Here is an 11,986-nt window from a genome sequence, read left to right as displayed (position 1 = left end):
CTTCGGCGCGGGTGGGGAGGCTGGGCTGGGCGCCGGGGCGGGTGCAGGTCAGGGCGCTGGCGGCGACCGCAAAGGTGAGGGCGGCGGTCTCGCCCATACCTTCGATGAGGGCAGCGGCGAGGGCGGCAAAGAAGGTGTCGCCGGCGCCGACGGTGTCGACGACGCGCACCTTGGGCGGCTTTGCCGAGGCGATCTGTTTACCGCCTTTCCAGAGCTGCGCCCCGTTCTCGCCGAGCGAGATGGCAACGAGGCAGCCCGGGGCGTGGAGGGCGGCGCCATAGAAGGCGGCTTCGGTTTCGTTGACGACGAGGAGGTCAGCTTCCGCCAGCAGCGCGTCCGGCACGGGCAGTGCGGGGGCGAGGTTCAGCGCGACGAGGCCGGTGGCGCGCTGCGCGGCGGCGAGGAGCGCGGGGACGGGGACTTCGAGGACGCCGAGCATGTGCTGGATCGGCGCGCCGGCGACATCACCTGCGCCGAGCGCATTGTTTGCACCTGGACAGACGACGATCAGGTTTTCGCCTTCGGGCGAGACAGCGATGAGGGCGACGCCGGTGGTTTCGCCGTTCAGGTACTGCGTGGACGATAGATCGACGCCGCCATTGCGCAGCAGCTTCAGGGCTTCCTCGGCCATGTCGTCATTACCGACGGCGGCGACGAGGCGAACCTTGTGGCCGAGGCGCGCGGCGGCAAGCGCCTGGTTGGCGCCCTTGCCGCCTGGATAGCGCGCGAGGCGGGCGCCGGTGACCGTTTCGCCCGGATGCGGGAGCGGCGCGCCGGAGGCGACGAGGTCGAGATTGACGGAACCGACAACGGTGATCATGCGCGCGCTTTCAGGAGGGTCTCGATGACGGCGAAGAAGGCATCGGCATCGGCGGCGGTGACCCAGGAGTGGGGGCCGCTTCTGGTGTCCTTTACCTTCGTGCGGCCGAACTGGTCACCGGGGCGCGTGACGACGCTGACACGGCAGGGCCTGGTCTGGAAGATTTCAGGGGCGATCAGGTAAACGACCGTAGACGGATCATGCATCGGCGCCATCTGGCCGTTTTTCCAGCGGGCCTCCAGCTTGTTGCCGGCGGCAAGCAGGTCGGCCATCATCCTTGCATCGGTGCCGGGCAGCTTGCCCAGGCTGTCCAGGCGGGGCGCTTCTGCGCGCACGGTGTGGGTGACGTCGAGGCTGAGCACCGTGGTGCGGATATTTGCATCGAACACGATGGCGGCGGCATGGGGGTCGGCGAAGACGTTGAACTCGGCGAAGGGCGTGACGTTGCCGCTGATGCGGTCGCCGCCGGCCATGACGACGAGATGACCGATGCTATTGGCGATCTCGGGCGCCATCACGAGGGCGGCGGCGAGATTGGTCATCGGGCCGGAGAGGATGACGGTCTGGCTGGCGGGCCTCGCGGCGGAGAGGCGCGCGATCAGTTCGCTCACGCCGTGGCCAGGGGCGAGGGGCGCCTTCGGCTCGAAAATCTCGATACCCTCGATGCCGCTCATGCCGTGAAAGTCTTCCGCCGTGACGGGTTTGCGCAGCATCGGGCGGGGGCAGCCGGCATGGACCGGCACATCGGGGCGGCCCATCCGTTCACAGATCATCCGGGCATTCCGGCTGGTCAGGCGAAGGGGCACATTGCCGGCGACGGCGGTGATCGCCTGCACGTCCAGTTTCGGGGACATCAGGGCGATCATCAGCATGACAGCATCATCAATACCGGGGTCGCAGTCGATGATCAGGGGGAGGGGGGCGGACTTCGGCAAGGCAGTCATTCGCGGGCCTGCAATTCGGCGATGATGCGCTGGTAGTGCTCATCGAGCGGCGGGCTTTCGAATTTCACGCCGAGGGCTTCCATCGCCATGTCTGCGGTGACCTTTGCCTTCTTGCGGCCGTAGAGACGCGCGACCATGCGGCTGGTCGCGTGGACCTGACCTTTCGAGATGAACTTATGCTCGAAGCAGATGAAACAGTCATCCCATCCGGCGAGGCGCGTCTGCAGTTCGAACTTCTGCGGATAGCGCAGCATACGACTGTAATTGAAGGATTCGTACTGGACGATCGGGATCCAGCCGCGCTTGCGATAGGTCTTCAGGGCGCCTGTGCGGCCCATGAAGTTCATCGTGCCGAGGTCGGTGAATGAGGAATAGCGCGAATTGGTCATGTGGCCCATCGGGTCCTGATCGCCGAGCCAGACGGCAGAACGGACGATGTGCAGGTCGAGGATCGCGGTCTTCACCTTCGAGAAGAAGGCGGGAAGGAAGACCCTGAGAAAACGGAAAAAGAGGTTCATGGGCGGGTCCGGCTGTTTCCGCAGCCCTGTTTATCAGGCTTATGTATGCGGAGCACCGCCGACGCTTTCAAGCGCCGTGCCGATTAAATTAGTCATGCGGCCGGATTGGCCCTGTTTACTCTGCGGGCTGGGTGAGAGCTTCGGATTCGGCCTCGAGCTTGCGGGCTACGTCGCCGGGCGAGCCGGTACGGCGGGCGAGCAGGCTGTAGGCCGCCGGGACCACCAGCAGGGCGACGGTGACTGAGGCTAGGGCGCCGAAGAAGACGACGATGCCGATGGCCGTGCGCGTCTCGGCGCCGGCGCCGTGGGTGAAGATCAGCGGCAGGGCGCCGGCGGCGGTGGTCATGCCGGTCATCAGGATCGGGCGCAGGCGGGCGAGGGAGGCTTCCTTCAGGGCGATGTCGAATGCCTTGCCTTCATCGCGCAGCTGGTTGGCAAACTCGACGACGAGAATCCCGTTCTTAGCCGCCAGGCCGACGAGCATGATGAGGCCGATCTGGGTATAGATGTTCAGTGTCTGGCCGGTGAGCCAGAGGCCAAGCATGCCGCCCGCGAGCGTGGCGGGGACCGCGAGGATGATCACCAGCGGGTGGATCCAGCTTTCGAACTGCGCGGCGAGCACGAGAAAGACGATCAGCAGGCCGAGGCCGAAGACAAACAGGATGGACGAGCCTGAAGAGCGGAACTCGAGGGACTGGCCCTTGAAGTCGATGGAGGCTTCCTGGGGCAGGCTATCGCGGGCAATGCGTTCCATTCCGGCGAGGGCATCGCCGAGGTTCACCCCGGGCGCGAGGTTTGCGTCAATGGTGATCGCGCGCACGCGGTTATAGCGGTTCAGTGTCGGGCTGTCGGCGAAGGGCACGATGGTGATGACGCTGGCGAGCGGGACGAGTTCGCCGGAGCGGGTCGAGCGGACATAGATGTTCTGCACATCGTTGGGGGTGGACTGCTCCGAGCGCAGGCCCTCGAGGATGACGTCATACTCCTCGCCCTGGTCGATATAGGTGGTGACGCGGCGCGAGCCGAGCATGGTCTGGAGGGTCGAGCCAATTTCGGAGACCGTGACGCCGAGGTCTGCGGCGCGCGCATAGTCAATCTCGATCCGGTATTGCGGCTGGGTTTCCTTGTAGTCCCAGTCGATATCGGTGAGGCCCGGATTGTCGGTTTCGACAGCAGCGAGGAAGATGTCACGCCACTCGACGACCTGCTCGTAGGAGGGTCCGCCGATGACGAACTGGACCGGCTTGCCGCCGCCGCCTGCAAGACCCTGGCGCATCAGGGCGAAGGCGCGGATGCCGGGAAGGTCGGACAACTTTCCGTTGATCTCTTTGATCACTTCATCGGCCGGTCGGCGGTTCGCCCAGTCATCGAGCACGGCAACGACGTTGCCCTGATTGTAAGCGTTCGAGCCGAAGCCGGGCGCACGTACGAGGAGGCGGCTGATCTCGCCGGACTCCGTATACGGAAGAAGCCGGCGCTCGATCTCGTCGAGGTATTTGGACATGTACTCGAAGGAGGCGCCCTCCGGTCCCCGTACGGAGACGAAGAAGCTGCCGCGGTCTTCGCGCGGCGCGTACTCCTGGCCGAGGGTCTGGTACAGGATCCAGATCGCGGCAAAGGCGGCGAGCAGCCCGGCAATGACGATGACCGGGAAGCGCACGATCACGTCGAACACGTGGCCGTAGAGCCATTTGATGGCGCTGAACACGTGGTCGACCATGTTGGGCAGGAAGGCCACGATCCCTTTGCGTTTTCCGGTGTACGGCGTCAGGATTTTCGATGCGATCATCGGCGAGAGCGACAGGGCGACAAAGCACGAGAAGGCCACAGATGCGGCGATGGCAACGGCGAACTCCGTAAACAGCCGGCCGGTATTACCGCCCATGAAGGTGATCGGAATGAACACGGCCATCAGCACCATCGTGGTGGCCAGCACGGCAAAGCCGACCTGGCGGGTGCCGTTGAACGCAGCGACGAGCGGTGTCTCGCCCAGTTCCTTCATGCGCCGGTCGATGTTTTCGAGCACGACGATCGCGTCGTCCACGATGAGGCCGATGGCGAGCACGAGCGCAAGCAGTGTCAGGAGGTTCAGCGACAGACCAAGCGCGTACATGATGATGAACGTGGCGGTCACCGAGACCGGCACGGTAATTGCCGGAATGATGGTGGCACGCAGGCTGCCGAGGAAGAGGAAAATGACCAGGGTAACAAGGCCGACCGTGATGGCGAGTGTGAGCCAGACTTCGCGGATCGAGGCCTCGATGAAGAGCGAACTGTCGAAGGAGCGGTAGATCTGCATTCCGTCCGGCAGCGTCGCGTTGAGTTCGTCCGCGAGTTCCTTGGCGGCTTTCGCAACGTCAACAGTGTTGGCGGTGGACTGTTTGACGATACCGAGACCAACCATCGGCTCGCCGTTGCCGCGAAACGTCGTGCGGTCATCGACTGTGCCGCGTTCAACGCGGGCGACATCGCCGAGACGGACGAGATAACCCTCGCCCTGGGCGATCACGAGGCCAGAAAAATCCTCGACATTCCGGAATGCGCGGTCGATCCGCATCGTGTAGTAAAGGTCGCCGGACTCCAGATTGCCGGCAGGCGCTTCGATGTTTTCCGAGCGAAGGGCGCGTTCGATATCGCTGGCGACAAGGCCGCGGGCGGCGAGCGCGCGCCGGTCGATCCAGACGCGCATCGCAAAGTCGCGGGCGCCGCCGACCTGCACGCGGGCGACACCGTCGAGCGCCGAGAAACGGTCGACGAGATAGCGGTTGGCATAATCGGTGAGTTCGGGGGTTGCCAGCTTTTCGCTGGCGAGGTTCATCCAGAGGATCACGTCATCATCGGCGTCGGCTTTCTCGACTTCCGGCGGATCGGCTTCGGCGGGCAGAAGGTCGACAATGCCAGAAACCCGGTCGCGCACGTCATTCGCAGCGGACTCGATATCGCGGTCAATGCGGAATTCGATAGAGATGTTGGAGCGGCCATCGGAGGAGCGCGAGTTGATGAAACGCACGCCTTCCACACCGGCGATCCGGTCTTCGATGATCTGTGTGATGCGGGTTTCGATCACCGAGGCCGAGGCGCCGGGATAGTTGGTAGAGATCGAGACGACAGGCGGGTCGATGTCGGGATACTCGCGCAGGGCCAGACGCGAGAAAGAAACCAGGCCGAACACGATGAGCACCAGGGCAAGCACCCAGGCGAAGACGGGACGCGTGATCGAGGTATCCGACAGGATCATGGCAATCTATTCCCGGTTTGCTGCGGACGTCTCTGCGCCGCCGCCTGGCCCGACGGCCAGTGACGGCTTAAGGATCGCCTGGTCACGAAGAATGATGGGCGCACCTTCACGAAGCCGCAAGGCGCCTTCCGAGACAACACGCTGGCCGGGCTGTAGGCCGGCGAGCACTTCGACGCGGCCTTCCTGGCGCAGGCCGGTTTCGACTTTCACACGGTTCGCAACAAGGCCTTGCTCGCCGTCCGAAACGACCCAGACAAAGGTCTCCGGACCGAGCGGCTGCAAGGCGCTTTCGGGCACCGAAAGCGCTTCGCGCGGCTGGGCGAGCAGCGTGACCGCGACGAACATGCCCGCTTTCAGCTGGCCGTCGGCGTTCGGGATCATTGCCCGTACACGGACAGAGCGGGTGACCGGGTCAATCGAGTTATTGATGCTATCGACCGTGCCTTCGAACGTCATGCCGGGCAAATCGCTCGAGCGGGCTTCGATGGCGACACCGGGCTGCAGGCTGCTCAGGACGATCGACGGTACGGCGAAGTCGAGACGCATGACACTGTCATCGATCAGCGTGGCGACGACATCACCGGGGCCGACGAAGGAGCCGACGCTGACGCGCCGGAACCCGAGGACGCCGTCGAAAGGAGCGACGAGTACGCGGTCGCGCTGGCGCGACTGGACGGCGCGCAGCTGGGCGGCGGCGGCGTTGGAATCGCGGCGGGCGAGATCAAGCTCGGCTTTCGAGACAGCGCCCTGCGCCGAGAGCGGCTCGAGGCGGGCAAGTTCCTGATTGGCCTGGGCGAGGGCCGCTTCAGCGCCTTCGACAAGCGCGCTCTGCTCGCGTTGCGCGAGGGAGATCAGCGTCTTGCCGGCTTTCACGCGCTCGCCGTCTTCAAAATAGACGGCGGTGACGCGGTCAGACGCCGAAAGGGTCAGGTCGGCGCGCTCATTGGCTTCCAGCGTGCCGATGGCTTCGACGCGGTTGGCGAAGGTCTGGTTGCGGGCGGGTTCGGCGAAGACGCTGGCGGCCGGCGGACCACCGCGTCCGCCCGGGGCGCCGGGGCCCGGTGCGGCGCCGATCTCCGAGCAGCCGGGAAGCATCGCGAGGGCGATCAGCATGGCGGCGCCCGCCGCAAGGGCAGACGCGCGGGGCCAGGTTCGGGAGGTCGGCGTGGTCATGGATTTTCTTCCTGAGCCGCCCGGAAGGCGGTGAGTTCTTCATCGGTCCAGATGCCGCCGAGACTGCGATAGGCGCGGATGGCGCGGCGGGCGATTTCGGCTTCGTTGACGGCGAGCTGGTCTTCCGCTGTCAGCAGGGTGCGCTGCGCGTCGAGCACGTCGAGGGAGGAGTCGAGGCCTTCCTGGAAACGCAGGCGCGCGAGTTCGAAGGAGCGGCGCGCGGAGGTGAGCGCAGCTTCAAGGTCTGTCCGGCGCTGGCGCTCGGTGACATAGTTGGACAGCGCCGTTTCGGTTTCGGCGAGGGCGTCGAGGACGGTGGCTTCATAATCGGCGACGGTGGCGCGCGTGCGGGCATCGTTGACGTCGATCTGGGCATAGACGCGGCGCAGGTCCGGGCCAGCCCAGCTGATGGCCGGGCCGATCGAGAAGCCGATGGAATCTTGGTTGAAGACAACGCCGGTATCGCTGAGCACACCGAAGAGATTGGCGTTGAGGGTGATGCGCGGGAAGAGGTTGGCGCGGGCTGCGTCGCCGAGGGCGAGGGCGGCGGCGATGCGGGCTTCGGCGAGGCGCACATCGGGGCGGCGGCGCAGCATGTCTTCCGGTGCGCCGGTGCTCAGCGGCGCCGTGAGGCGCGGGACGCGGGCAACGCGGGCGGCGTCGAGGCTGGAGGCAAGCGCGGGCTGCGTAGCGGCGGTGCCGGTCAGCGCGGCCAGGCGGTTGCGGGCGGCGGAGATGGTCGCGCGAAAGACGGGCAGGGAGGATAGCGTCGTGCGATACTGCGTTTCGGAGCGGCTGAGATCGAGTTCGTTGGCGCGGCCATTGTCGAACAGGGTGCGGACGAGGTCGAGGCTGTCCTTCTGGGCCGCAGCGTTGGCGTCGGCGACCGCAAGGCGCGCTTCGGCGCTGCGCAGGTCAATGTAGGCGAGGGCGGTTTCGGAGGCGATGGTGACCGCCAGATCGCGGCGCAGTTCGCGCGCGGCCGTCTCGTCGAAGCGGGCCGCCTCGATGGCGAAGCCGATGCGGCCGAAGGCGTCCAGTTCCCAGCCGGAGGCGAGGCCGAAATCGCCGCTGGCCCCGAAATCGTCACCGCCGCCGAGCGGCCGGCCCGCAGAGGCGCTGGCAGAGGAGGAAAACGACGGGCTGCGGCCGAGCAGGGCAAGGCGGAGCAGGGCTTCGGCCTCGGCAACCGAATAGTCCGCGCCGCGAAGGACCGGGGAGGCCTTCAGGCCAGCTTCGACCAGGCGCTGCAGTTCGGGATCGTCAAAGCCGGTCCACCAGTCGGCGCCGGGCGCGCCGTCGCCGGGGAGCGAGGCAAACGCCACGCCGGCTTCAAGGCTTGCGGGCACGGCGGCGGGGGTTTCCGGCACACTGGCGCAGCCGGCGGCCAACAGGACTGCGAGCGCAATTCCCGCAGTGCGGGCCGGGCGGGCGATAGATAACCTTGTCATGAGCCTCGACAAATAGACGGAGAACCTTACCGATCAAGCGAATGCGCAGCCCGGGCCCGTTAAGACCCGTCAAATGAGCATAAACGCTTTCCGGGCCGAAATCCGCCGCTGTGCAGCTAGTTTATTTCGCCGTCACGCGGTTTCAGCGGTTGGAGGGCGCCTTTTCGCCTGCCTCACGGGTTCGTGATCACGGTTACAGGCACTTAACCGGCGGACGCGGGCGCTTCCGGCCCCTAGAAATTCACCCGGCTGGACACGGCGCCGTCGACGATCAGGTTGGAGCCGGTGGTGTAGGAGGACAGGGGAGAAGCGAGGAAGACGGCGGCGTTGGCGATCTCCTGAGGCGTGGCGCATCGCCCGGTCGGGTTGCGGGCATTGGCGGCGGCGAAGAAGTCCGGCGCGTTCTTTTTCACCGTGTCCCAGACGCCGCCTTCGAAGAAAACCATGCCGGGGGAGACGACGTTGACCCGGATACCCGCCTTTGCATGCTGGCGGGCAAGGCCCTTGGCCATGTGGATCAGCGCCGCCTTGATCGGGCCGTAGCTGTCAGCCCGGTCAGCCTGCGCGGCGGAAATCGAGGAGATGATGACGACGGCGGCATCGCCGGATTTTTCCGCGGCCTTGCCGAGCAGCGGCTGGGCGGCTTCGAACGCATTGACGGCGGCGAGCACGTCAAGCTGGAAGTTCTGCTCCCATGAGGAGACATCATTGCCTTGCGCCATGGCGCCGGCATTCGAGATCAGAAGGTCCAGCCCGCCGAGTTCGCCGGCGGCAGACGCGATCCAGGACTTCAGGGCCGGGCCATCCGTGACGTCGACCGAGGCGCCGGTGGCCTTTACGCCAAGGGCTTTCAGTTCGGCGACGGCAGCGGCGACCTGGTCCGCATTGCGGGCGCAGACGCCGACATTCGCGCCTTCCTTCGCCAGCGTATCGGCAATCGCCCGGCCGATGCCGCGCGTGCCGCCGAGAATGAGCGCGTTCTTGCCCTTGAGGTGGAGATCCATGGCGTGTTTCCTGACTTGATCTGGAGCGGCGGCACTGTGACGGGAAACGGTAGAGAGTCCATATCCCGGTGCGATAGGTGAAAAGGCGGGATGGTGAACCTGGCAGGCGCCTAACTTGGAGCATGGGATTTTGCGCCTGGCGTGTCAGGGGTCTTCTGGGCGCAGGACTGCAAGGTCTTAAAGAGCGCACGCCTGCCGAGCAAAGTCTCACGCCGTGGGTCGCCGCCCCTTCAGGGCCCGGGCATGCTAAAAACCCCAATTGTTCACTTCGAAGCCGCCAGCACGATTGCGATCGTGATTTCATCTCATGAGCCGCTGCTCGTTCTGACCAGCGACCAGAAGGTGATTGCCGCGAGCGCCTCGTTTTGCCGGGCTCTCGAGATTGATCCCGCGACGGTTCTCGGCAAACCCCTTGGAGAACCGGGAAGCGGGGAATGGGCCATGCCCAAGCTTGCCTGCCTACCGGCGGCGACCGCTTCCGGGAGTGCGCAGATCGAAGCCTACGAACTCGACCTGCAGAAGCTGGACCAGACCGCCTGCAACCTGGCCGTCAACGCGCGAACGCTCGATGACGGCCCCAAGGGGGATGCCCGGCTCCTTCTGGCCGTTACCGACGTCACACAAGCTCGCGTGCAGTCCCGGCTTAAGGATGATCTTGTTCGCAGGAACGCGATCCTGCTGACGGAGGTCCAGCGCCGGGTTGCCAACAGCCTCCAGATCATTGCCAGCCCTCTGATGCAGAGCGCGCGCCGGGTCCAGTCGGATGAGGTGTGCGGGCATCTCCACAACGCGCAAAGCCGGGTCATGTCGATTGCTGCCCTGCAAAGCCAGCTCTCGGCGTCGACGGACGGTATGGTGAACCTGCGAACCTATCTGAACCAGCTTTCCCGGAGCCTGGCCGCGTCGATGATCGATGATCCGGCCCGGCTCACGATTGAGGTCGACGTCGGCGAAAGCTTAGTAGGCGCTGACATATCGGTCAGTCTGGGCCTGACCGTGACGGAACTTGTCATCAACTCGCTAAAGCACGCCTTCGCAGACCAATCGTTGGGGAAGATCGTGATCGCCTATCACTCTACCGGGCATGAATGGACATTGTCCGTTACGGATAACGGGGCCGGCATGTCCGAAGGAAGGGATGCGCCGAAGCCCGGACTGGGCACGGGCCTCATCGAGGCGCTCGCCAAGAACCTGCAGGGCGAAATCGAGACGAGCGATGCCGGCCCGGGTACAGCTGTGACAATGAGGCATCGGGAAATGGCCGGCACCGAACCCGAATTTTTTTCTCCGCTGCCTGGGAACTCAATGGCTTCCGAAGCGCTGTGTTCCAGCCGAATCCGCGCCAACCTGCCTTCCCGTCACCGGAGCATTCGATGAACAATGGCAAACCAGTGGTTCTCGTTGTTGAGGACAACGTGCTGATTCGTTTGGGCGCTGTAGATATTGTGCTGTCGGCCGGTTACGAAGCGCTTGAGGCGAGCGATGCGGATGAGGCGATCCGTATCCTGGAAGCCCGGTCCGGCATCGACATTGTCTTCACCGATGTCCAGATGCCGGGGACAATGGACGGGATAAAGCTGTCACATGACATCCGCGAGCGGTGGCCGCCGTTAAGGTTGCTGGTGGCTTCCGCAAACGCCATTCTTGAGGAGGGCAACCTGCCGGTGGGAAGCCGGTTCTTCTCGAAGCCCTATGACGACCATGCGATTATGGATGCCATGGCGGCGCTTCTGGCGAGCTGACGCCGACATCGGGCAGCGTGGATATTTTATCCGTCTACGGACTGATCGCTGGAATCAAAAAGCCGCTGACAGGCGTACGGGGCTTCTTGCGTGATAGCCCGTATGGCGGTGCGACCAATCCTCGGTCGGACTGAGCGATCCGAACCAGAATTTGTACCGGAACGGTTCAGGTCCGGAACTGAAGCGGGTGAGGGGGGCAGGCGCAGTTTCCGCGCCAACAAAGTTGACGCTGACAGCTCGGTCAGGCGCGCAGGCTGAACGCGCAATATCGATCCGGTTCGCGGCTGTGCGGGAACCGATACGCGGCGGCCGGGTTGTAGAGGGGGTGGATCCATACATTGCCTTCCTGCTTGGCCTCGGCCTTGTCATTCTGCTCGTGGCCTGGTTGCCGCTGGCGCTGAAATCCGCACCGCTTTCTCTGTCGATCGTTTGCGTGGCGCTTGGGGCGGGGTTGTTCAGCCTGGGATGGCTGCGGTTCGGTCCTGATCCGCGCACTTACGACACGGTCGTCGAGAAGCTCTGCGAGGCTGTCGTCATCATTTCGCTGATGGGCGCGGGCCTGAAGCTCGACCGGAAGATCGGTCTGCGGTCCTGGGCGACCACCTGGCGCTTGCTCGCGATTGCAATGCCGGTAACCATTCTCGCGGTCACGCTGCTGGCGGTCTATGGCCTCGGCCTGCCGGTGGCGATGGCGTTGTTGCTGGCTGCATCCTTGGCGCCCACCGATCCCGTGCTCGCGTCGGACGTCCAGGTGGGAAAGCCTGGCTCGGGCGAGGAAGACGAAGTGCGGTTTGCGCTGACGTCCGAGGCGGGGCTCAATGACGGACTTGCGTTCCCGTTCGTCTACCTGGCGCTGGTGTTCGCCGCGGCGGCGGGCTCATCGGCGGCGATCTGGCCGGACGCCGCAATGGCAGGCGAATGGCTGCTGGTAGATGTTGTCTGGCGTATCTGCGCCGGTATCGGCATCGGCTGGCTGGTCGGGCGCGGGCTTGGCTGGCTGACCTTCGGCGGGGGGCACTCGAACCTTTCGGGCACGCGCGACGGGCTGGTCGCCATTGGCGCCACGCTGGTGGCTTACGCGGCCTCGGAGGTATTC

General features: G+C 65.0%; 10 protein-coding genes. 3 read left to right on the top strand and 7 right to left on the bottom strand.

From position 1 onward, the window contains the following. From WEA77_RS14200 to WEA77_RS14170, 7 genes are all read right to left on the bottom strand, one after another. The coding region (locus WEA77_RS14200) for a ribokinase (protein WP_368068531.1) at positions 1-820 on the bottom strand (820 nt) is incomplete at its 3' end. Beyond that, positions 817-1,764, bottom strand: coding sequence for a nucleoside hydrolase (locus tag WEA77_RS14195; protein ID WP_368068530.1), 948 nt, complete (start codon positions 1,762-1,764; stop codon positions 817-819). The genes WEA77_RS14195 and WEA77_RS14200, both read right to left, overlap by 4 nt. Further along, complete coding sequence (locus tag WEA77_RS14190; protein WP_368068529.1) at positions 1,761-2,282, bottom strand: thioesterase family protein; 522 nt, start codon at positions 2,280-2,282, stop codon at positions 1,761-1,763. Before WEA77_RS14190 ends, WEA77_RS14195 begins: the two co-directional genes overlap by 4 nt. Positions 2,283-2,397: 115 nt before the next feature. Beyond that, on the bottom strand, positions 2,398-5,520 hold the full coding sequence (locus tag WEA77_RS14185) for an efflux RND transporter permease subunit (RefSeq protein ID WP_368068528.1): 3,123 nt from the start codon (positions 5,518-5,520) through the stop codon (positions 2,398-2,400). A 6-nt stretch (positions 5,521-5,526) separates the two neighbouring features. Next, positions 5,527-6,693 carry an efflux RND transporter periplasmic adaptor subunit gene (locus WEA77_RS14180; protein ID WP_368068527.1) on the bottom strand — a complete coding sequence of 389 codons (1,167 nt, stop codon included), beginning with the start codon at positions 6,691-6,693 and terminating at the stop codon, positions 5,527-5,529. Next, the gene (locus tag WEA77_RS14175; RefSeq protein ID WP_368068526.1) at positions 6,690-8,144 is read right to left on the bottom strand and encodes a TolC family protein; all 1,455 of its coding nucleotides are present in this window, start codon (positions 8,142-8,144) and stop codon (positions 6,690-6,692) included. The genes WEA77_RS14180 and WEA77_RS14175 overlap by 4 nt, the downstream gene beginning before the upstream one ends. Before the next feature lie 233 nt (positions 8,145-8,377). After that, positions 8,378-9,148, bottom strand: coding sequence for an SDR family NAD(P)-dependent oxidoreductase (locus WEA77_RS14170; protein WP_368068525.1), 771 nt, complete (start codon positions 9,146-9,148; stop codon positions 8,378-8,380). Between the two features lie 243 nt (positions 9,149-9,391). Here WEA77_RS14170 and WEA77_RS14165 point away from each other — a divergent pair, with 243 nt between their 5' ends. The 3 genes from WEA77_RS14165 to WEA77_RS14155 all read left to right on the top strand — a co-directional run. Continuing rightward, positions 9,392-10,525, top strand: a complete 1,134-nt coding sequence (locus WEA77_RS14165; protein WP_368068532.1) for a sensor histidine kinase — start codon at positions 9,392-9,394, stop codon at positions 10,523-10,525. After that, the gene (locus tag WEA77_RS14160) at positions 10,522-10,890 is read left to right on the top strand and encodes a response regulator (protein ID WP_368068524.1); all 369 of its coding nucleotides are present in this window, start codon (positions 10,522-10,524) and stop codon (positions 10,888-10,890) included. Before WEA77_RS14165 ends, WEA77_RS14160 begins: the two co-directional genes overlap by 4 nt. A gap of 325 nt (positions 10,891-11,215) precedes the next feature. Continuing rightward, a partial coding sequence (locus tag WEA77_RS14155; RefSeq protein WP_368068523.1) for a cation:proton antiporter occupies positions 11,216-11,986 on the top strand: 771 nt, incomplete at its 3' end.

The sequence above is a fragment of the Hyphomonas sp. genome (genome assembly GCF_040882205.1).
Taxonomy (GTDB): domain Bacteria; phylum Pseudomonadota; class Alphaproteobacteria; order Caulobacterales; family Hyphomonadaceae; genus Hyphomonas.
The sequence above is the reverse complement of the archived record's forward strand: the minus strand, read 5'-3'. Positions and strand labels throughout refer to the sequence as shown.